At 59.1% G+C, this 20,974-nt stretch carries 21 protein-coding genes; 13 read left to right on the plus strand and 8 right to left on the minus strand.

Annotation, left to right across the window (positions count from 1 at the left end; all coding sequences use genetic code 11):
• Positions 1-22: 22 nt before the first annotated feature.
• The 5 genes from ACYQ47_RS17285 to ACYQ47_RS17305 all read right to left on the minus strand — a co-directional run bounded on the left by ACYQ47_RS17285 (position 23) and on the right by ACYQ47_RS17305 (position 5,879).
• The gene (locus tag ACYQ47_RS17285) at positions 23-1,186 is read right to left on the minus strand and encodes a pyridoxal phosphate-dependent aminotransferase (protein WP_459906144.1); all 1,164 of its coding nucleotides are present in this window, start codon (positions 1,184-1,186) and stop codon (positions 23-25) included.
• A gap of 81 nt (positions 1,187-1,267) precedes the next feature.
• Positions 1,268-2,503, minus strand: a complete 1,236-nt coding sequence (locus tag ACYQ47_RS17290; protein ID WP_459906145.1) for a dienelactone hydrolase family protein — start codon at positions 2,501-2,503, stop codon at positions 1,268-1,270.
• Positions 2,504-2,514: 11 nt separating this feature from the next.
• A complete protein-coding gene (locus ACYQ47_RS17295; protein WP_459906146.1) occupies positions 2,515-3,249 on the minus strand; it encodes an SDR family NAD(P)-dependent oxidoreductase in 735 nt (244 codons plus the stop codon).
• Positions 3,250-3,254: 5 nt separating this feature from the next.
• Positions 3,255-5,228, minus strand: a complete 1,974-nt coding sequence (locus tag ACYQ47_RS17300) for an alpha/beta hydrolase domain-containing protein (protein ID WP_459906147.1) — start codon at positions 5,226-5,228, stop codon at positions 3,255-3,257.
• Between the two features lie 24 nt (positions 5,229-5,252).
• A complete protein-coding gene (locus ACYQ47_RS17305) occupies positions 5,253-5,879 on the minus strand; it encodes a redoxin domain-containing protein (RefSeq protein ID WP_459906148.1) in 627 nt (208 codons plus the stop codon).
• A gap of 207 nt (positions 5,880-6,086) precedes the next feature.
• On the opposite strand from ACYQ47_RS17305, the gene ACYQ47_RS17310 reads away from it, so the two are divergent.
• The 6 genes from ACYQ47_RS17310 to ACYQ47_RS17335 all read left to right on the plus strand — a co-directional run bounded on the left by ACYQ47_RS17310 (position 6,087) and on the right by ACYQ47_RS17335 (position 11,707).
• Complete coding sequence (locus tag ACYQ47_RS17310; RefSeq protein WP_459906149.1) at positions 6,087-6,569, plus strand: DUF3830 family protein; 483 nt, start codon at positions 6,087-6,089, stop codon at positions 6,567-6,569.
• A complete protein-coding gene (locus ACYQ47_RS17315; protein WP_459906150.1) occupies positions 6,569-7,879 on the plus strand; it encodes an NAD(P)/FAD-dependent oxidoreductase in 1,311 nt (436 codons plus the stop codon). The genes ACYQ47_RS17310 and ACYQ47_RS17315 overlap by 1 nt, the downstream gene beginning before the upstream one ends.
• Before the next feature lie 115 nt (positions 7,880-7,994).
• Positions 7,995-9,332 (plus strand): MFS transporter, encoded by a 1,338-nt coding sequence (locus ACYQ47_RS17320; protein ID WP_459906151.1) that lies wholly within the window; start codon positions 7,995-7,997, stop codon positions 9,330-9,332.
• Positions 9,333-9,348: 16 nt separating this feature from the next.
• Positions 9,349-10,461: a succinylglutamate desuccinylase/aspartoacylase family protein gene (locus ACYQ47_RS17325; protein ID WP_459906152.1), complete on the plus strand. Its 1,113-nt coding sequence runs from the start codon at positions 9,349-9,351 to the stop codon at positions 10,459-10,461.
• A 27-nt stretch (positions 10,462-10,488) separates the two neighbouring features.
• A complete protein-coding gene (locus ACYQ47_RS17330) occupies positions 10,489-11,358 on the plus strand; it encodes an alpha/beta hydrolase (RefSeq protein ID WP_459906153.1) in 870 nt (289 codons plus the stop codon).
• On the plus strand, positions 11,351-11,707 hold the full coding sequence (locus tag ACYQ47_RS17335; RefSeq protein WP_459906154.1) for a hypothetical protein: 357 nt from the start codon (positions 11,351-11,353) through the stop codon (positions 11,705-11,707). The genes ACYQ47_RS17330 and ACYQ47_RS17335 overlap by 8 nt, the downstream gene beginning before the upstream one ends.
• A gap of 6 nt (positions 11,708-11,713) precedes the next feature.
• Here ACYQ47_RS17335 and andR read toward each other — a convergent pair whose 3' ends face one another.
• On the minus strand, positions 11,714-12,664 hold the full coding sequence (andR, locus tag ACYQ47_RS17340; RefSeq protein ID WP_459906155.1) for an anthranilate 1,2-dioxygenase regulatory protein AndR: 951 nt from the start codon (positions 12,662-12,664) through the stop codon (positions 11,714-11,716).
• 191 nt (positions 12,665-12,855) lie between these two features.
• Between andR and andAc the strand changes: the two genes are divergently transcribed.
• Genes andAc through catA form a run of 7 tightly spaced genes read left to right on the plus strand, consistent with a single transcriptional unit; the run spans position 12,856 to position 18,579 of the window.
• Positions 12,856-14,127 carry an anthranilate 1,2-dioxygenase large subunit AndAc gene (gene andAc / locus ACYQ47_RS17345; RefSeq protein WP_459906156.1) on the plus strand — a complete coding sequence of 424 codons (1,272 nt, stop codon included), beginning with the start codon at positions 12,856-12,858 and terminating at the stop codon, positions 14,125-14,127.
• A 15-nt stretch (positions 14,128-14,142) separates the two neighbouring features.
• The gene (andAd, locus tag ACYQ47_RS17350; protein WP_459906157.1) at positions 14,143-14,616 is read left to right on the plus strand and encodes an anthranilate 1,2-dioxygenase small subunit AndAd; all 474 of its coding nucleotides are present in this window, start codon (positions 14,143-14,145) and stop codon (positions 14,614-14,616) included.
• 9 nt (positions 14,617-14,625) lie between these two features.
• Entirely contained in the window at positions 14,626-14,949 is a 324-nt protein-coding gene (andAb, locus tag ACYQ47_RS17355) for an anthranilate 1,2-dioxygenase ferredoxin subunit AndAb (RefSeq protein ID WP_459906158.1), read from the plus strand.
• Entirely contained in the window at positions 14,939-16,156 is a 1,218-nt protein-coding gene (andAa, locus tag ACYQ47_RS17360; RefSeq protein WP_459906159.1) for an anthranilate 1,2-dioxygenase system ferredoxin--NAD(+) reductase, read from the plus strand. Before andAb ends, andAa begins: the two co-directional genes overlap by 11 nt.
• Positions 16,153-17,289, plus strand: a complete 1,137-nt coding sequence (locus tag ACYQ47_RS17365; RefSeq protein WP_459906160.1) for a muconate/chloromuconate family cycloisomerase — start codon at positions 16,153-16,155, stop codon at positions 17,287-17,289. Before andAa ends, ACYQ47_RS17365 begins: the two co-directional genes overlap by 4 nt.
• Positions 17,290-17,306: 17 nt before the next feature.
• On the plus strand, positions 17,307-17,597 hold the full coding sequence (gene catC, locus ACYQ47_RS17370) for a muconolactone Delta-isomerase (protein WP_459906161.1): 291 nt from the start codon (positions 17,307-17,309) through the stop codon (positions 17,595-17,597).
• A gap of 46 nt (positions 17,598-17,643) precedes the next feature.
• Positions 17,644-18,579, plus strand: a complete 936-nt coding sequence (catA, locus tag ACYQ47_RS17375) for a catechol 1,2-dioxygenase (RefSeq protein ID WP_459906162.1) — start codon at positions 17,644-17,646, stop codon at positions 18,577-18,579.
• 284 nt (positions 18,580-18,863) lie between these two features.
• Here the strand turns inward: catA and ACYQ47_RS17380 are convergent, their stop codons facing one another.
• Positions 18,864-19,625 carry an enoyl-CoA hydratase/isomerase family protein gene (locus ACYQ47_RS17380; protein ID WP_459906163.1) on the minus strand — a complete coding sequence of 254 codons (762 nt, stop codon included), beginning with the start codon at positions 19,623-19,625 and terminating at the stop codon, positions 18,864-18,866.
• A 14-nt stretch (positions 19,626-19,639) separates the two neighbouring features.
• On the minus strand, positions 19,640-20,755 hold the full coding sequence (locus ACYQ47_RS17385; protein WP_459906164.1) for a glycoside hydrolase family 88 protein: 1,116 nt from the start codon (positions 20,753-20,755) through the stop codon (positions 19,640-19,642).
• Between the last annotated feature and the right edge of the window lie 219 nt (positions 20,756-20,974).

The following is a 20,974-nucleotide window of genomic DNA, read 5'->3' on the forward strand; positions in this document are numbered from 1 at the left end:
TATTTAGTACTGCGTTAAAAATTTAAATACTTTCAAAGAACCGATGCATGCGCTTCATCGCCTCGACGATACGTTCTTTTGACTCCGATCCGAAGCAGACGCGAAGGTGGCCTTCACCCGCTGCACCATAGAAGCTTCCGGCTTCGACGACGACACGCGCTTCGGTCAGAATGCGGTCGGCACACTCCTGCGCCGTCAGCCCCGTTGAGCTGATGTCAGGGAAAGCGTAGATGGTCCCTTCCGGCGAAGCGCATTTGACATGCGGCATGGCGTTGAGGCTTTCGACCACGATTGCACGCTTCTGTGCATCCTCACTGACGAGGTGTTCGAGCATTGCACGGTCGCCGCTGACCGCCGCGAGTGCGCCAGCCTGAATAAAGGTATTGACGTGGGTAACATCGTTGGCAGTGATCTTCAGCAACGCAGGCATCACATCATCAGGGGCGGTCATGAAGCCAACGCGCCAGCCGTCCATTGCGTGCGACTTGGTGAATGCGAACATCGAAAGGGTTCGCTCTTTCATACCAGGCAATGAGCCGATGCTGATGTGCTTTGCGCCGTCATAGACGATTTCCTCGTAAACTTCGTCGGAGAGGACAGCCAGATCGTGGCGAATGGCAATCTCGGCAAGGGCGGATAATTCTTCTCGGCTGTACACACGGCCGGTCGGATTGGCGGGATTAACGATCACAATGGCGCGTGTGCGCGGCGTAATCGCTCGCTCGATAGCCGCTGCATCGATCGAAAAATTCGTGCGATCCAGGTCGACAATCACGGGCTTGCCGCCCGCCATTTCGATTTTGCCGATGTGCTGTGGATAGTACGGTGCCAGCAAAATGACTTCGTCGCCTTGGTCGATCAGCGCGAAGAATGCAGCAAACGACGCATGCGTCAGACCATTCGTGACGAGAATATCGTTCTCGGTCACATCGAGTTCATTGCGTGAGCGTAGTTTTTCCGCGAGCGCACGACGCAATGCGGGCTGGCCGCGCATGTCGCTGTAGTGAACATCGCCCCGCAGCAGTGCGTCGATCGTCGCTTTTTTGATAGGCATCGGCGTGTCCGCGTGCGGGCAGCCGAGTTCGAGATGGATGAGATCAGACGTGTCGCCCGGCAAAGTGCGGGCTTTCTCGTACATGCCGTAAGACTTCTTCGATGTTTCGGTGATGCGTTTGGCGAGTTTCATGGAATGTCCGAAAAGATGGTCTTGACTTGCGTGCCGCAAACACGCAAGCCACAGGAAGCGGTATTTAGTGCTGCGCCTGGATCAAACTGGCTTACCTTCGCTCGATACCCAGTTGCGCATGAGTTCGTTGCTCGGCAAGCTTTCGTCGAGCATCTTTTTTGCGGTATCAATTCCAGCGACTGGTAAGCCTTCAGCGTTCAGCACGCCGAGTTGCACCAGCACTGACGCCTGATCCCAGTAGATGTGCTCGTTGTAGAGCTTGTCGCCTCGAAAACAGACGACAGCGAGCATCGGAATCTCGAAATACTTGCCCGTGGGCGACAGTCCTGGAAGCAGCCAGTCGATCTCGCGATCGTGCGTGGCACAGAACACGAACTCGTCGACAATGCGATCCGAACCAATTGTGCGGGACACAGGAATCAGTCGGGTATCTTCGGGGTTCGCGTCGACGAAGTGGTACTTGTAGAAGCGCTTTAGTTGATCGTGACCGACGCCGCCAGTCATTGTCGGAACGTGATTCACGTAGGGTTCGGCGACCATTGTCGGCATGATGGCATCGACGTCGCGAGTGGCGAATTCGTAGTAGCAGTGGCGTTCCCACAACGCGTTGAGGTCATGGACCGGCCCCATGGTCTTGCGCAGGAGCGCAAGCGAACGTGAATAGGCCATCGTTGCCGCGGGTTTGTCGAAGTGTTCCCGTTCGGGGGTGGCGAAAGCGTGGTCGCAGCCGGGATACACGTATTGTTCGATATTCGCATTCACGGCTAGAGAGCGCATGATGGATTCGCGCGTATCGAGCGGACAGAAGGCATCGTCACCGGCGAAGTGGAACACCATCGGGCAGCGGATAGCGGGCACTTCGTCAAGGAATGCGTCGAGCCCCACGCCGTAGTAACTCACCGCACAATCGATCAGGGCGCGCGCGGCGGTGAGCATGGCCAGCTTGCCCCCGAGACAGTAACCGAGTGCGCCGATCTTGCCCGCATGTTCAGTCTGGTTGCTCAAAGCGGCCACGGTCGATTCGATATCGCGCACGGCCAGGTCAATATCGAGTTTCTCGTTGAAGCTCAGCGCCTTGCCGAAGTCCTCCTGTCCGTAGCCCAGGACTACGTCGGGTTCCATGCGCCAGAAAAGATCCGGCACGAGAACAACGTAACCTTCTTCGGCGTAGCGATCGGCCATGCTTTTCATGTAGCCGTTGATGCCGAAAATTTCTTGCAGCAGGACAAGACCCGGACCCGAACCCTGCGCGGGAACCGCCTTATACGCCGAGAAAGCCTTGCCGTCGTGACTTTCAATCTGAATGAATTCACCCATGCTTGCCTCGCTTATTGGGGTTGCGCTTGCGCGTCGCCGAGAAGTTGCGCGTGGAGCGTGTTGCGGTCTGTGGCCAGCATGCTCGACACGCTTTTGGCCATAGCGCCGATATAGATTTCGCGCGGTGCACCGCCGATTGCAGCAAGCGTTGCGTCGACGACTTCGCGCGTGGTGAGCTTCTCACCGTCGTAGCCACGGCTCATATCGGTGTCGATGGCACCCGGCATGACCGCATAAACGCGCACCCCTTGCGGCGCCAGTTCGGCATCCAGTCCTTCGGAAAGACGCAATCCAGCAGCCTTCGAAGCACATAGCGAGGTCATTGGCGGCAGCGTGACGCGCGCGAGCACCGACAGGATGTTGACCATGGCCCCACGCGTGCGGATCAGAGCCGGTGTGAAGGCGTTGGCCATTACCAGCGTCGCGAAAAAGTTCACTTCCATCTCGATGCGCGCGCGACTCGGCTGCTCCGCGTGGAGCGGCCCTGTTTGCATATTGACGCCCGCGTTGTTGATGAGTAGCGTCACGTCGCCGGCGATTTCGGCCGCGCGCTTGACGTCTTCGGACTGCGTCACGTCGAGGGTAAGAGGAACGACGCGCGGGTCCGGGTAAGCGGATGCATCAACGGGACGATGCGTGGCTGCATAGACCTTACGTGCGCCATGCGCGAGAAGCGTTTCGACGAACATCGCTCCCAGCCCGCGATCTGCGCCCGTGACGAGCGCAATGGTGTTCTGATTGATCATGAGGTTCAGATGATGTGGAAGGGGTCGGAGGCGCGATCGAGTTCGGCGGCGAGCAGCGCTGCGTCGTCGGGCAACATCAGGCGCTGGTCCACCAGCGAGGAGGCCGCCGCGAGCAGGGCGGCTCGCCAGGCGTCGTGGCTTTCGTAGCGCGCCTCGAACGAGGGGCGGCGGTCGTCCTCGATATCCAGTGGCCTTTCGCCATCGCGCGCGAACGGAATATACGAGCCATAGACGCTGTACAGACCGCCGCACGCGAATCCTTCGGCGCGCGGCGCCCAGCCTGCGTGGGTGCCGAGCGGCGCCTGAACGAAGGGATGGCGCACGCCCGCGCTGCCGTTGCCGTCGGCGTCGACGGATGGGACAAAAACCGGGTAGCGCGCGCCTTGCTTCGGGGGTACCTGCGTGTGGTCGAGCAGATGCAGTTCGTTGATGACGCGAGGACTGTCGATGCCCGTGTCCGCTTCGAAGCGCTCACGGAAGTTATCCAGCGTCCACCAGGTTCCGCTCGCGTGCGAAGGGAACGCACTGGGCGGCGGTGTGATTTCGTCGTCGATCCACTCGCGCATGGCGACCAGCAGCGCCCGCAAGCTCGCGCCATAAGTGAGTGGATTGGTCGCGTAACGCGTCACCTTGAGCGTCGGCAGGGGGTAGTCGCCGTGGGCGATGCCGGTCATAAGATACAGACGGACCTGCGGGTGCTCTGGCAGATCCCGGCCTTCACAATCGGTCGCGACCAGCGATGCGCGCGCCGACCATGCTTCGGAATCCGTGTCCATCTGCATGATCCTAGGCACGGTCTTCGATGCTTCGGCCCGCGCCAGAATGCCGTCCGTCTTCCCGCTGACCGGGTCGGTGAGCGTCTGATACGCGAACGGAAACTGGTCACCGGGATAGTTGTGATCCTCGTGCTGACGCGAGTATCGGCCCGGCTGCGAGAAGGCTGCATTGACCCACGCCCGACGCGAACCTGAAATGATTGGCACGGCCGCATCAAATACGATGCGCGAATCGAGACTCTCGTTAAAGCCCTGATAGATAAAATCTCGCAACACACGGCCGCTCTGCGAGAGCCCGAAACCGAGCGCGCGGTTGGCGCGACCGTAATCGCCCTGCCAGAGCGGATTCGGCGTGCCCTCGCTGTCATGGGATTCGTACTTCAGGAACGCCATCACGTCGCGCACGCTGGCGTAGCCGAGGCCCATTACGACAGGGTCCTGTGCTTCGTAGATGAACTCGAAAATGGCCCCGCGGTCTAGCGTGCAGTGCGGCAGCCGTCGAACTTCGATACGGTTGCGATCCAGGAAGCGCCACTCGATGCCCGACGCTGCCACGCGCGGATCGCGCTCATGCTGGCGCGCGGTAAGGCTGGCGCTCGCCGGATCGAGATTCGCGGCGGGATATGAAAGCGTCAGCACCGTGCAATCGTCGCCGGCTTCTTGCACGATCGCGCCACGAATCGAGTCGGGCGCATCAAGCACAAATTCTTCCCAACCCGTGCCCGTGATTGGCTTGCCTTCATCGGTCGCCACCGGGAACTGCGCGAGCATACGTCCGCCGCCGGGTTCTACGTTGCCTTGCCACGCGGTCCAGACGATCGAGTAACCCTCGTTCATCAGGAAGCCATTGCCGATGTCAGCGGGCGTGGACGGCAGCGCGACGACAGGCGCGTTGTTGATGCGCACGATCCCGCGTTGCGTGCCGCGATTGAGATACTCATAAAACAGCCAACCGTTCCCGCGTTCGAGATCGACCGGCTTGTAGATATGAAAGTCCACGCTGTATTCGACAAGACCGTTCGCTGCACGCGGAGCTCGCGACAGATTGACAATGCCTTTGTTGAGGGGCGCTGCTGGATCGATCTCGCAATGCGCGCGTCCTGACAGCAACTCATAAGCACCAACTTGGCCGTTTTCGCCGAAGCACATGCCGTCGAACACGGGCTGCCGTGACAGCACCTCGAATTTCTTTAAAACTGCCATCCTAAAACTCCTCGGCGAACCGACTCAATGCTGCGAAACGATGCGCAAATATGGGCGCAAGACTTTGACACCCTGTGGATATAAGGCCTCAGCCTTCTCTTGCGATAACGAGGGCGGCAACATCACCGGCTCACCTTCGCTCCATGTCGATGATGTTGCAACCTTACAATTCGTTGTCAATTGCACTGCTTTAAGCGTGCGAAGCAGCTCGGCAATGCTGCGGCCGTTGGTGACCGGATAAGTGAGCGACACGGCAACCCGTCGATCCGGGGCGACCAGATATGCGGTGCGTAGCAGGCTAGCCTGCGTGGCACGCGGATCAATGAGCCCGAGCAGCGCCGGTACGTCCCCGTTCACGTCACACACCAGCGGGAAGGAGGGCGTGCAGTTAAGGACTTCACGAAGATCGACCAGCCACGCACCGACGGTATTTTCACTATCGATAGAGACACCAAGCACTCGCGTGCCGAGGGCGGCGAAGCTCTCATGGTGTCTCTCCAATTCGACAAATTCGGTGCTGCAGGTAGGCGACATCGCCTTGAAGGCAAAGACCAGCCCCCAGTTGTCGCCCAACCAGTCATACAGACTGAGGGCACCGTGCGTCGATGCCGCCTCGAAATCAGGAAGCTCGGTTCCGACATTCAGTGGCATTGCAGACCCTAATAATTTGATCAAATGATATTGAACAAAGTTTCAGGGCTTAAAAAGCTACTGTCAAGGGCAAACGACGAGCCTTCCTATTGATCGTGCCCGACAGTGTGACAGCTTGCTTAAATTTTTATAATTTGATCAAATAATCTCAAGTTCGTTGCGAGCGCCGACGCGAGAGTCGCGCGCACGCGTCACCACGGAGAGACTATGACTGCCCGAAGTATTGTCGTGACCGAAGAAAAGAGTGGGTTGCGCGCCCGTTTCACCTTGCTCACGCAGCAGGCCCCAGCGAGTTCGGCGTTCGTTTGGGATTTTCTTGCCACGCCGCGCCAGATTCCCGCTATACACGCAATGTGGACCGGTCCGGAGATTTCATGTCCGGTGCCGACCGACATGATCGATCCGGAGCGCAACTCCTGCGCACTGGCGCCGGAAAACGCCACGATCACACCGCAGACAGGAGACCTAGTGCTGGCCTATGTGCCGGCGCAAATGTGGGGTGGTAACCCGCAACCGGTTTTCGATCTCGGCTTCTTCTACGGCCCTGGTGGCCGGATGTTGTTCCCGATCGGCTGGCTCGCCGGCAACGTGGTCGCGCGAGTCGACGCGCAAGACCTTCAGGCCCTGATGACCGGCTGTTCGGCGATTCGCAAGAACGGTGCTTGCACCCTTGGCCTCGCGAGGGCGTGATGAACACGGACCACCCGCACGCCGCACTCCGGCAAAATTTTTGGCCAACCACGGCCGGCGCCGCTCCCGCACTCGAACGGCTCGTTGCTGACGTCGAGTGTGATGTCGCGGTCATCGGAGCGGGCATTCTGGGACTCAGCAGCGCCCTGGCGCTGCGGGAACGTGGCGCGAGCGTGACTGTACTCGAAGCCGAGCATCCGGCGACGGCGGCGTCGGGCCGTAACGGCGGACTGGTTGTTCCGAGTCTGCCGCGTGTCGGTCCGGCGGACGTCGTGCGCATTCTCGGCGACGACTACGGTCCGCGCCTGGTTCGGCTCGTCGCCGATGGAGCGCAGACCGTCTTCGATCTCATCAAACGTCACGGGCTGCACTGTGAAGCCGTGCAGGGAGGTTGGATAAATCCCGCGCACGCGAACGAACTCGTGGGCGGCCTTAAGGCACGGGTGAGCGCTTGGCAAAAAGCCGGATCACGCGCGCGCTGGATGGACCGCGCTGAGGCGTGCGAGCGGATCGGTAGCCAGTCATTCCATGGCGCACTCTACGACCCGAGCGGGGGCCACCTCAATCCGTTTGCTTACACACAGGAACTCGCACGCACGGCGAGCGGAAAGGGCGCACGCATTTTCGTCGACGCGCCGGTTCTAAAAGTAAGCCAAACAAGCGGCGGATATATCCTCCAGACGCCGACGGGCACGGTGCGAGCCAGGACGATCCTGCAATGTACAAATGCAGCTCCCTCCGGACCCCGCGCACTGGCGCCTCAGGTGGCACGCAGTGTTGTGCCACTGACTGTCTTCCAACTCGCAACATCCGTGCTCGCGCCATCGACACGTCGTTCAATGTTGACTGGCGATGAAGCGTTGTCCGATACGCGAAACAACCTTTTCGCCCTCCGTTTCACTGCTGACGGGCGCATCGTAACAGGCGGCATGGCCCCGTTGACGCAATGGATGGCTGAGCCTCGCTTGTTGCGCTCACTGGCGCGCCGGTTAGAGCGGATCTTCCCGCAATTGGAAAACGTGCGCTTCGATTTCATTTGGCGCGGTGGCGCAGCGCTTACGCCCGATTTTCTCCCACGATTGTTCGAAGTCGGACCGAACTGGTTTGCGCCCATCGGCTGCAACGGGCGCGGTATCGCGATGACCACCTCGCTCGGTCAACGCGTCGCCAAATACGCGGTAGATCGTGATCCTTCGTCGCTTCCGATCCCGCTCGTTGCTGCTTCGCCAATCACCGCACATACGTTTGCGCGTTATGCGCCGCAAATGCTGTTACCCGTGGGCATGGTTCAGGACGCTTTGCGTCGCTAATACGCAAAGTGTCGAGGATCGCGGCACCTTTCGCTTGACACAGTTTTTCTGCCGCCGAAGAATGAATTCAGATCATTTTATTATTTGATCAAATTACCGCTCGCGCACAATCGCGATGCAGCGATCACCAAAGTTGGCTACCTTCGGAAAGGGGAACGACGTGTCGGGTACAAAGGAATTTAAGACGGGTTGGGGGATCATCCTCGCAGCCACGATTGGTATCGGGACCAGTCTGACGACAATGGCGTCCTACAGTGCCGGAGTGTTCTTGCCTTCGCTAACGAAAGCGTTTGGATGGGCTGACTCGCAAGTCATGATCACATTCATGATCTTGTTCTTCGGTTCCAGCCTCCTTGGCCCGTACATCGGGACGCTGGCCGACCGCATCGGGCCACGCAAGATCGTGCTGTGCTCCGTCCTGGGTCTGGCTATAGGCTGGATGCTGCTGTCGCTTACGTCGAGTTCCATCGTCTCGTTCTATGCCATTTTTGCGGTCATCACGGTCCTCGGCGCAGGGACGCTTCCTGTGACATGGACCAAGAGCGTCGTGGTGCACTTCAAAAAGCATCGTGGGATTGCGCTGGGCATTTGTCTCGTCGGTACCGGCATCTTCGGCTCGCTGATCAAGCAATACGCTTTTCACATGCTTAGTCTGTTCGGTTGGCGCATGGCCTATGTCAGTCTCGGCGCATTCTTGCTCGTCATCACCTTGCCGATCGCATTCTTCTTTTTTAAAGAGCCAGCCGTCGATGCCAACGTTGCCCCGCCGACAGAAAATGAAAAGGTCCCGACACTCCCCGGTCTCACGATGAAGCAGGCGTTGCGGACGCCCGCGTTCTGGCTGCTGTCGGCGAGTTTCTTTCTGTTGTCCCTTGCGCTGGCGGGGATTGCACCGAACCTCGAACGGTTTTGGACCAAGTCGGGTTTTAGCATGTCCGATGCGGTAAGCATCGCGTCGTGGTATGGCGTCGGAATCGTGATCGGCCGGCTGATCACGGGCTGGTTCCTCGATCGTCTTTGGGCCCCGCTCGTTGTCTTTGCAATGCTGGTGCCATGCGCCATCGCTTTTCTACTGCTCGCCCATGGTGTGAACAGTTTCTGGGTAGCGTCGTTGCTAGTCCTGATCGTAGGAACGTCGTCTGGCGTGGAGTATGACGCGCTCGCGTATCTTGTTTCGCGTTACTTTGGGATGCTTGCTTACTCTGCGATCTACGGTGGTGTCTTCATTGGTTTTGCCGTTGGCGCGGGTCTGGGTCCTTTCTCCTTCAGCAAACTCCTGGCGATGCTGAATGGCTATGACGCTGTCCTGCTGATCAATGCGGTGATCGTCCTTGTCGGAGCTGGCGTGCTGTTGTTGCTTGGCGCGTATCCACGAGCCGCGGGCGACGGAGAAACACCGAGGGCACCGGCGGCGCGCGGCATTCCCGCTAGTGCCTCCGGAGAAGTGAAGTAACGAGAAAGGAAATTTCATGGCACATGTGATCGAATCCGTACCAATCTTGTCGTCCAGTCCTGGGACGCAACGCACGCTGAAGGTCCATCGCATCGGACATGTCGGTGCAAGGCCCAAAGCTTACTTTCAGGCGGCTCTGCACGCGAATGAAACACCGGGCCTTCTGATCGGCCACCACTTGCTGCGGCTTTCACTTGCGGCGGAGCGCGCTGGCCTCTTCAAGGGGGAATTGGTCATCGTGCCGTATGCCAATCCTGTCGGGCTGTCGGACAACGTGCTCGGCAATCAGATCGGTCGTGAGGCACTCGATGGCGGCGGTAATTACAATCGGGGCTGGCCTGACCTGTCCACGGGTCTGGCGCAACGGCTCGAAGGCAAGCTCGGCGCCGATGCGGAGGCGAACAAGCACGCGATTCGCGAGGCGCTCAAAGCCGCCCTGGACACGCTGAAGCCGCCGACCGAGGTGAAATCGTTGCAGACCGAGTTGCTCAAGCTGGCAATCGACGCCGACTTCGTGGTGGACTCGCACACGGAACTCGTGGCAATCGCAGGCATGGTCGTGGCGCCCTGGTGCGAGTCCATGCTCGATCCCTTCGTTGCCGAGATCGATCCCGGACTCGTTCACGTGACAGACACCCCGACGCTGTTCGACGGAACGTGCAGCAAGCCGTGGCACGATCTGCGTCAGACACTTGGCGACAGCTATCCGATTCCTCAAGGGAACGTCAGCGTGACGATCGAGATGCGAGGTGCGGCCGATGTCACCGACGAACTCGCAAGCCGCGATGCGCAAGCAATCTTTCGTCATCTTGCGCGTATCGGCGTGGTCGAAGGCGAGTTCGATCCGGACGCAAAGTGGGCAGGCGAAAAGACTCCGCACGAAGCCATCTCCATGATGCGCACGCCCGTGGGAGGAGTCATCGTGTATCCGATCCCGCTCGGTACGGATGTGCAAGCCGGCGACGTGATTGCCGAGATCGTTGACCCTTGTGCCGACGATCCGGCAATTGCACGTACGCAGCTTCGCGCAGCACGGCCTGGCCGGCTGTATGCAGCTGTATCGAATCGCCTCGTGCGCCCGAACGATATCGTGATCAAGATCGCGGCGAATGATTTCGCGCGGGTCTGACCGGCCAAGGACGAGGTTCCCGACCCGATGCAAAGACAGATCAGCGCGGCAGATTATGCCGAACGAGCGCTTGCGCTGGGACGCACCGCCAAAGATGCCGGCAACGGTGTCTTCCGCGAGGACATCCCTTATGGTGCGCATCCCATGCACAAGCTGGACGTGCTGGTTCCGGCCGGAATCGAATCGGCTAAACACGGAAAGCCGACCAAGCTCCCGGTCGTCGTCCTTATCCACGGCGGAGGGTTCACTCAAGGCAGCAGGAAATGGAATGCTTTGATGGGTCCACTGCTCATGAGCATCCCGGCCATTCTGGTTTCGGTTGGATATCGATTCATGCCCGAGGTCGAATGGCCGCTTCCATTGGACGATTGCAGGCTTGCGTTCGAATGGGTTCTGCGTAATATCGATCGCTTCGGAGGAGACGCCCGGCAGGTTTTTGTGGGTGGCCATTCCGCCGGGGCGGCGCTCGCGACGCTTGTTGCGCTGGATCCGCAGACTGCTTCTCAGCGCGTGGCCGGAGTGTTCGCATTGAGTGGCTCGTTCAATCGGCTCGCCATTACAGGTACCGCTGGCAGCGAGCCGCATCTGCCGGCCGGGCCAATGCCGGTCGATCAGAATGCGCCGCTTGCCGTCCCGTTGGTCGAGAAAAACCGGACCGCATTTTTGCTCGCCTGGGGCGAGACAGAAACGCAAATCCAACGAGTGCAGCATTCGAGCTTCGCGCTGAAGGAAAAATTGGCTCAACACCAGTGGCCGGTGGAACACTTCGTTGTTTCCGGCGCAGATCACTTCGAGGTGCATCTCGCACTGGCCGACTCATCGAGCCCCGTCTCGCGCCAATTTGCCAACTGGATGCGACGCGCCTCTGAACTTCGCAAGGCGAATGAGGATGAATGAGCGGTCTCTGATCGGAATGTGGAAAGCCGTCACGTACGAGGTAGATGGCGTCTCGCATGACTTGAGTGGTCTGGTTGCCTTCTCCCGATCACATCTGGTCGCGGCCATCAGGTATGCCAGTACGGTGCCGGACACATGCCGTCTCCATGCCAATGCCGGGCCATACGAGGTCGAAGAGCATCGGATTCAAATGCTTCAATGGATACAGCTTCACTACGACGAAGCACAACCACAGTCAACGCTGAACACGAAAAATTTGCCCGAGGAAATCGAGTACGAGATTGTGGAGCAAGTGCTCGTTCTCGTTTTTCCCTCGAAGAATCGAATGATTTTGACGAAGGTTTCGTGAACGGCCTCAACGCTTGCGCAGCGTCTCCGAGGGCAACTCGCCGAAGACCTTGGCGTACGCAATCGAGAAGCGTCCTAGATGAAAGAAGCCGCACGCCAGCGCGATATCCGAGACACGCGCGTGGGGTTCGGCTGCGAGCAACGCATCACGCGCCTGCTGCATACGCACATCGCGTAAAAACTGCATGGGGCTTACGCCGCGCACGGATTGAAAGCGGTCTCGCAACGTGCGCGGCGAGACGCCAGCCACGTTCGCGATGTCCTCCAGCTGCAGATCGTCGCTGGCGTGTGTGCGAATGAACTCTTCGGCCCGCTTCAAAAATGCCGGCGCGATGGCTCCATGTGCCGCTGCTGTATAGGGCAGCGCATCAGCGAGCATGTCGATCAGCAAACCTTCCATTTGCCTCGCGATTTGCGCATTGGCACGCACGCATTCGAGCAGCTCGCGCGAACTTGTCAGCGCCCGCAGTTGATGCATCCACCCCTGGAAAGCAGGGCTGTCGATCGACAGTCCCGGCGCGAGTGACGCGCCGGCTCCATGGCTCGCGCGATTGAACGCATCCGAGTCGATGCGAAGCACGAATTGCTCGCAGTCGGCCGAGAGCGAGGCATCGAATGGCTGCCCCGGCGCGCAAAGCACGGCGTGCGTGTCGTCGACATTGAGCGTGGTATCGACCGTGCGCACCGTTGCGTGACCCGACACGCAGAACATCAACAGATAGTAGCCATCGACCGACTGCACATCGACGTGCATGGGTACGCCGAATGAGATGGCGCCGAGCCCGAGCCGTCCTACCTTTACGAAGTCCATGAACGAGCGCCCGCGATCCCGCCCCGATGGCTGCAGCACATGGGGCTGCATCACGCGCGAAATCAGATCACGCGTCTCGTCGAGATCATTCGATTCGAAGAGTCGATGACTTCGCAAAGCGTGGGGTGCGAAGAAGTTCGTGGACATGAAGGGCGCAAAAGAACAGTGGAAATCGTACCGTCGATCACGGTCTGGGCATTCGATGCATAAAGCTGCCGTTTTTGGATAGTACGTGATACAGCGTCGTTTTTGGTGGCTAGACCCACCATTGTCTCTCTACAAAAATGTGATGACACCGTGCCCCTTCGAGCACGGCACCCCGCAACTGGAGAACCTCCGTGGACACGGCAGAACTGGTCTATCGCCCGCAACATCCGAACGACTCGGATTACGTTGAATTCCCGCATGCCGACGGCTCGCGGATCCCCTACAAAGTCTTCAGTTCGCAAGCCGTGTATGACCGTGAACAGGAGCGCATCTACCGCGGTCCTACCTGGAATTTTGTCGCATTGGAAGCGGAAATTCCCAGTTCGGGCGACTTCAAAAGCACCTTTGTAGGCGATACACCCGTGGTGGTTACGCGCCTCGAAAACGGCGGCCTCGCCGCGTGGGTGAACCGTTGTGCGCATCGTGGTGCTTCCGTGTGTCGCAAGTCGCGCGGCAATGCAACATCCCATACGTGCGTGTACCACCAGTGGAGTTTCGACAACAGCGGCAATCTGCTCGGCGTGCCGTTCCGGCGCGGTCAGAAGGGCATGACCGGTATGCCCGCTGACTTCAATCCGAAGAACCATAGCTTGCGGCAATTGCGCGTGGACAGCTACAAGGGCCTCGTGTTCGCGAGCTTCAGCGATGAAGTCGCGCCGCTGCCCGAGTACCTTGGTTCGGAAATGCGTCCGTGGATCGACCGCATTTTCCATAAGCCGATTGAATATCTCGGCTGCACGCGTCAATACTCGAAGTCGAACTGGAAGCTGTACTTCGAGAACGTGAAAGACCCGTACCACGCGAGCATGCTGCACCTGTTCCACACCACGTTCAATATCTTCCGCGTCGGCATGAAGGCGCGTTCGATTCCGGATGCAACGCATGGTCTGCACAGCATCATCACGGTGACGAAAACGGGCGAGGACACTTCCTCGGCGTATAAGCAGCAGAACATCCGATCCTTCGACGAAGGCTTCGCGCTGGAAGACGATTCGATTCTCGGCCTCGTCTCCGAATACGAAGAAGACACGACCAATCATATTCAGCCGATCTTCCCGCAACTTGTCATCCAGCAAATTCACAACACGCTGGTCGCGCGTCAGTTGCTGCCAAAAGGTCCGAACAATTTCGAACTAATTTTCCACTTCTTCGGTTATGCGGACGATTCGCCCGAATTACGCGAGCTTCGTATCAAGCAGGCGAATCTGGTCGGACCGGCCGGTTATATCTCGATGGAAGACACCGAAGCGACCGAACTCGTGCAGCGCGGCACCGTGCGCGATGCCGATGCGACCTCAGTGATCGAAATGTCGCGCGGCAACCCGGACCAGCAGGACACGGTGATCACTGAAAGCCTGATCCGCAAGTTCTGGGTAGGGTATCAGAAGCTGATGGGATATTGAGACGAGACTGCCGCCATGGAACAGATGAAATTGTGGTTCGAACTGCACATGCTGCAGGATCAGTACATCAATACACTCGATAACGACCGGCTCGAAGAGTGGCCCACGCTCTTCACCGAGGACTGCACCTACGAGATCGTGCCGAAAGAAAACGCCGACATGGGCTTGCCCATCGGCATCATCTATTGCACGAACCAGAAAATGTTGCGCGACCGCGTGGTGTCGCTGCGTCACGCAAATATCTACGAAGAGCATAGCTACCGGCATATGACCTCGGGTCTCACAGTCACGGGCGAGAACGACGGCGTGATCGAAACCGAAAGCAACTATGTAGTCATCCAGACGCGCACCAACGGCGAGTCGAATGTATATCAGGCTGGCAAGTATTTCGATCGCGTCGTGCGCACGCCTGATGGCTTGCGCTATCAGTCGAAGCGCGTAATTTACGACACGTCTCGCGTACAAACACTGCTTGCAACGCCGATCTAAGGGACCCATATGGAACAGCTCTCGAATGCGTGGCAGGTCATCGGCCATCTCGATGACTTCGCAGAAGGCGAGCCGGTTGCGGTCGTTGCGGACAACAAACCGGTTGCCGTCTTCCGCATAGGCGATGAAGTGTTTGCGTTGCACGATTTGTGTACGCACGGGCATGCGCGTCTGTCGGAAGGCTTTGTTGAAGACGGATGCGTGGAATGTCCACTGCATCAAGGGCTTTTCGATATCCGCACCGGCGCCCCCCGTTGTGCACCGGTGACCGAAGCCGTACGCGCGTACCCCATTCGCATCGTCGATGGACAGGTCGAAATCCATGTCGACTAGGCCTTTCGTGATTGTCGGCGCAGGGCATGCAGCGCGGCGCGCTGCCGAGTCCATACGCGAAAAGGATGCGGATATATCGGTTGTCGTGGTCGGCGACGAATCCGTGTTGCCCTACGATCGCCCGGAGCTTTCGAAAGGCGCGCTGCTGTCCGAGGACGGCGAGAAGCGTATTTTTATTCGCGATGCTGCGTGGTACGACGCAGCGCGTATCGACATGCGGCTCGGCGTGCGTGTTGAGGCCATAGATCGCGCGGAGCACTGCGTCGTATTGAAAGATGGCGCGCGCATCGAGTATGAGCGTCTGCTGCTTTCTACGGGGTCGCGCGTTCGTCCGTTTCCTGGCCATGTCGATGCGGGGGTTAAGCTCCATTACGTCCGTACGGTGGAGGACACGCGAGCGCTTCGTCGGGCGCTGGTGGCGGGCCGGCGTGTTGCGGTGATCGGTGGCGGTTTCATTGGACTGGAAGTGGCGGCGTCGGCGACGATGGCTGGTTGCGCGGTCACGCTTGTCGAACCCGCTGAGCGTCTGCTCATGCGCTCGACTCCACGTGTTGTTGCGGAGTTCATTCACGGCTTGCATGTTTCGAAAGGTGTGGACGTGCGCACGGGTACGACAGCGCTCGCTGTACGCCACAGTGCAGTCGGTACGGTGGTCGAAACCGACGGAGGGGCGATCGAAGCAGATGTCGTCGTAATAGGGATTGGCGTGGTCCCAAATACCGAGCTAGCTGTGCAAGCGGGACTCGCAGTTGAAAACGGCATTGTCGTGGACGAGCAATGTCGAACCAGTGATCCGTCCATCTTCGCTGCAGGCGAGGTCACCCTGCACTTTAATCCGCGGCTCGGACGGCATGTGCGTGTGGAATCCTGGCAAGTGGCAGAGAATCAGCCAGTAGTCGCTGCGGCCAACATGCTGGGTGGCAACGAGCACTATGCGGACATTCCTTGGCTTTGGTCGGATCAGTACGACTGCAACCTGCAGACGCTCGGGCTTTTCCATGCCGAGAACATGCTAATCACGCGTGGCGATCTGGCGAGCGGGTCGTTCAGCGTGCTGGGCCTGAACGACGCGCGTCAGCTCGAGGCCGTGGCCAGCGTCAACGCGGGCCGAGACATCGGCGTGTGCAAGCGCCTCATTGCAGCGCGCAAACCGCTCGACCTCGAGACACTCCGCAATTCGGCCATACCCCTGCGAGGTTTGCTGTGACTCACGCAACAATCGAGCGTATTGAAACCTGTCTTGTCGATCTGCCCACAATTCGCCCTCACAAGCTTTCGGTCGCAATCATGCACGGGCAGACGCTAATGCTCGTGAAGGTGTTTTGCAGCGATGGTGTAGTCGGCGTCGGGGAGGGCACGACCATCGCGGGAATGGCGTACGGTCCGGAAAGCCCCGAGTCCATGAAACTCGCGATCGACGCTTATCTGGCACCTGCTGCTATCGGTCGCGATGCGACGCGTGTTCAGGACACGATGGCGTACATCGGCAAACTGGTGAAGGTGAATCACTTCGCCAAGAGCGCGCTAGAAACCGCCTTGCTTGATGCGCACGGCAAGCGGCTGAACGTACCCTTGAGTGAACTGCTCGGCGGCCGCAGGCGCGAGCGTCTACCCGTGGCATGGACGCTCGCGTCTGGTGACACCGCGAGGGACATCACGGAAGCGGAGCGCATGCTCGACGCACGCCGGCACAAGGTATTCAAACTCAAGATTGGCGCGAAAGACCTCAGGACCGACATCGCGCACGTCGCGCAAATCAAGCGGGAACTCGGCGATCGAGGCGCTGTGCGCGTCGATGTCAACATGGCGTGGAGCGAGACGCAGGCAGCGTGGGCTATCCCTGCGCTGGCCGATGTGGGCTGCGAACTCGTCGAGCAACCCGTTGCGTCAGCCGCGGCGCTCGCACGTCTGATGCGCCGCTTTCCCGTCGCGCTTATGGCGGATGAAATCTTGCAAGGTCCGGACAGCGCCTTCGAGATCGCGAAGCACGCGGGCGCGGATGTATTCGCAATCAAGATCGAACAGAGCGGTGGTTTGTTCGCCGCGCAGCGTGTGGCGGCCATTGCGGATGCAGCTGGCATCGAACTGTACGGCGGCACAATGTTGGAAGGCGCGTTCAGTACGGCGGCTTCTGCGCATCTCTTTGCCAGCTTCGCGAATCTGCAATGGGGAAGCGAGTTGTTCGGACCGTTGCTCATTACCGAGGAAATCGTCACGCAGCCGCTCGATTACAGCGATTTTGAACTGACTGTGCCGAACGGTCCGGGCCTCGGCATTGAACTGGACGAAGAAAGGCTCAAGCGCTTCACGCGAGACGGACTGAAGACAGTCAGCAAATAATCAACAGGAACCCGACAATGCTTTTCCAAGTACGAATGGACGTGCACCTTCCACCCGACATGTCCGCCGATCTCGCTGATGCAATTAAGTCGCGCGAGAAAGCCTATTCGCAGGAGCTTCAGTTAAGCGGCAAGTGGCGTCATATCTGGCGCATTGCGGGCGAGTATGCGAATTACAGCATCTTTGATGTCGAGAGCAATGCGGAACTGCACGACATCTTAACCGCCTTGCCGCTTTTTCCTTACATGAAAATTTCGGTGACACCGTTATGCCGTCATCCATCGTCCGTCCGTGACGGCGATGCATGAGTGTGAGCGTTAGAAAAAACCCCCAATATCAGCGGAGACAGAAACCATGAACACAAAAGTATTTGCCAATAAGGAAGTGCAGGACCTGCTTAGGGCGGCGACAAATCTCGACAGCGAAAGCGGCAATGCGCGGGCAAAGCAGATCACGCATCGACTCCTGAGCGATCTGTTCAAGGCTATAGATGATCTCGAGATGACGCCCGATGAAATCTGGGCTGGCGTCAACTACATCAATAAACTCGGGCAGGATGGCGAAGCCGCCTTGCTCGCTGCAGGACTCGGCCTGGAAAAGTTTTTGGACATCCGCATGGACGCCGCCGACAAACAGGCTGAAATCGATGGTGGCACGCCGCGCACCATCGAAGGTCCGCTGTACGTGGGCGGTGCGCCGGTGCGCGACGGCATGTCGAAAATCGATCTCGACGTCGATCCCAACGCCCGTCCGCTAGTCATCCGCGGAACGGTTACACGACCGGACGGAGAGCCGGTCGCGGGCGCAGTGGTCGAATGCTGGCACGCCAATTCGAACGGATTTTATTCGCATTTCGATCCGACCGGCGCGCAGAGCCCGTTCAATCTACGCGGCTCGGTGCGCACGGGCGGCGACGGTACCTACGAGTTCCGTACACTGATGCCCGTGGGGTACGGCTGCCCGCCGCACGGCTCGACGCAACATTTGCTGGACATGCTCGCGCGGCACGGCAATCGTCCGGCGCACGTGCACTTCTTCGTAACTAGCGATGGCCTGCGTAAGCTGACGACGCAGATCAATATCGAAGGCGATCCGCTCATCTGGGACGACTTCGCTTACGCCACGCGCGAAGACCTGATTCCGCCGGTGATCGAAAAGACCGGCGGCCGAGCGCTCGGATTGAAGGAAGATGCGTACAAGGAAATTGAGTTCAATTTCGTCCTGACGCCGATGGTCGCGGGCAAGGACAATCAGTGCGTCAATCGTCAGAGGGCAACGGCATCGGCTTGATTTTCGGCGACAACGGAAGGGGCCGCGGCGGCAGCGCGCCCCGAAGTTCCGGAATGTGTACGTAGCGATTCAAAGTCAACGTTCGATCGACGCATCCGTCACAGTATCGCCGTTTCTTAACCGCACGGCTGCTGCTGCGCCTGCGAACTGCGCGGTCAGGAGTGAGTCGCGAGGAGCAGCAAAGCGACGGGCACGGAAGAGCGCCTGGATATTGCTTTAGGATAGGCATCTGAAAGCGGAGCGTCCTTGTCACCTCGCGCGTCGGTCGGCCTAATAACGGGCTATCAGTGCTTTTTCCTCGCGAAGAAGACCTCCTGTGCGGCTTGCTGCGCGGGACTTCCCCAAAGCTTCGCTACTCCACTGGCCTCTCTTGCAAGACCGACCGCGCGACCTTCTATCAGCCCGGCGCGAACCACTGCTTTGAGCGTGGCATGCGCTTCGCTCGAGTGTCGCGCTATCGAATGCGCGACAGTTAGCGTGCGGTCAATCAGAGCGGTCGCGTTCACGACGTCGTCGACGAGTCCAACCTCGTATGCCCATTGCGACGACATGAGTTCACCGGAATACATCATCCGGAACGCGCGAGACGTTCCTACTAACGCCGGAAGTCGTTGCGTGCCGCCCCAGCCAGGAAAACTGGCGAGTGTGATCTCAGGGGTGCCAAGCCGTGCTGTATCCGCTGCAAATCGCATATCGCAGGCGATTGCGAGTTCGAGACCGCCGCCGAGTGCGACACCATTGAGCGCAGCGATCGTGGGCTTGGGAAGTGTTTCGATGCGGTCAAAGATTGCCTGGCCCCAGCGCATATGCGCGTACGCGTCCTCCGGGGAGAAGCCGCGCTGTTCTTCGATGTCCGCACCTGCCGAAAACGCCCTTGTTCCTGAGCCGGTGATGACGACCACGCGTGTTCGCTCATCTGATGCAAGCTCCACGAATATTTCATCGAGGCGTTTGAGAAGCGGCTTGCTTAGTGCGTTGAGACGTTCTGGGCGGTCGAGCGTCAGTACTGTCACGCCATCGAAGCGCTGTTGCGAGATCAGTTCCATTTCCGGGTCTCCTGTTAGGCGTTCGATGCGTGTATCAGCGCCGGATCTGCGCGCTCCGCACGAATGCAGCGCAGAGCGACCATCGCCTTGAGGAAATAATAATCCCCGTAGATGGTCGATTCGTCGATGCCCAGTCCGTGTGGAAGATCGGCGGTCGCATGGGCGAGCACCGGCGCGATCTCTGGCTGCGCGAGGCATCGCGCGCACAGCGCTTCAAGTATGGCTTCGGCGAGTTCGAGATGATGCGAGTCAGCAGTGAGTTCCCACAGGCGGATGAGGCCATACGCGGTGATGGCGCCCGCCGAGGAATCCTTCGTCGCGTCCCCCGTTGCCGTGTAGTCCCATGGCGGAATGCGATCAGGCGGCAAATTTCGATCGATGAATGCCGCGACACGTCGCGCTGCCTCCAGATAGTTGGGTGAGCCGGTCATGTCCGCAAGCATCGAAAACCCGGCGAGTGCCCATCCTTGTCCGCGCGACCAGGCGCTTGACGCGTCGAGACCCTGGTAAGTGTCACCGCCGAGCGGGGTGCCATCGACGGGATCAAAGCGGTAGACGTGATACACGGAGCCGTCTAGTCTTAAATGATTGGCTAGCGAGGTCCGTGCGTGGCGATGAACGACATCCAGAAGCCGGGAGTCTGCGCCGTGATTCACGGCCCAGACGAGCAAGGGCAAATTCATGAGTGTGTCGACCAACACGGATCCGGACCAATCTTCGCCGCCGAAGAACCCCCAGCCCGGAATGAATCCCCCGCTTGAATTGAACTGTGCGGCAAGGCTGTCGGCCGCGGTCAGTGCGGCGCGAAGATAACTTTCGTCGTCGGTCAAGCGCCAGCCTTTGATCGCGCTCGGATAGAACATGAAACCGAGATCGTGATTGACGGCGTCCGCTGCGCGGGGCAAAAGTCGGTCGGTCAGCAACCGGGCCGAACGCAGTAATTCGTCCGAGCCACGCAACTCGTAGCCCAGCCAGACCAGTCCGGCCCAGAAGCCTCCCGTCCAGACACCGTCTGGGGTGTAGCACCATTCGCCGTCCTGAGTGATATGGGGAAAATCGCCTCCGCGATGCACCTGCGCGATCACTTTTGCCACTGCGGCATCGATTCCGTCATTCAACCAATCGTTCATGTCTTCTCCGGCCATAGGGGGTGCGCAGCTACTGACAAAAATGACAACGTTGCCAATTTGACGTAAAAATCTCTCAGTGGCAAGTGCAGGGAGTTCGGCAGTGGGGCAGCGTAGTCTGAAGCGCCCGTCAGTAAAGGGTTTTGTGCCAAGCTAGGGTTTTCACCTCGGCACAAGGCTTCCCAAATTCGTTGACAACGATGCCAATCGAGGCCTACTGTG

The sequence above is a fragment of the Caballeronia sp. HLA56 genome (assembly GCF_054655155.1).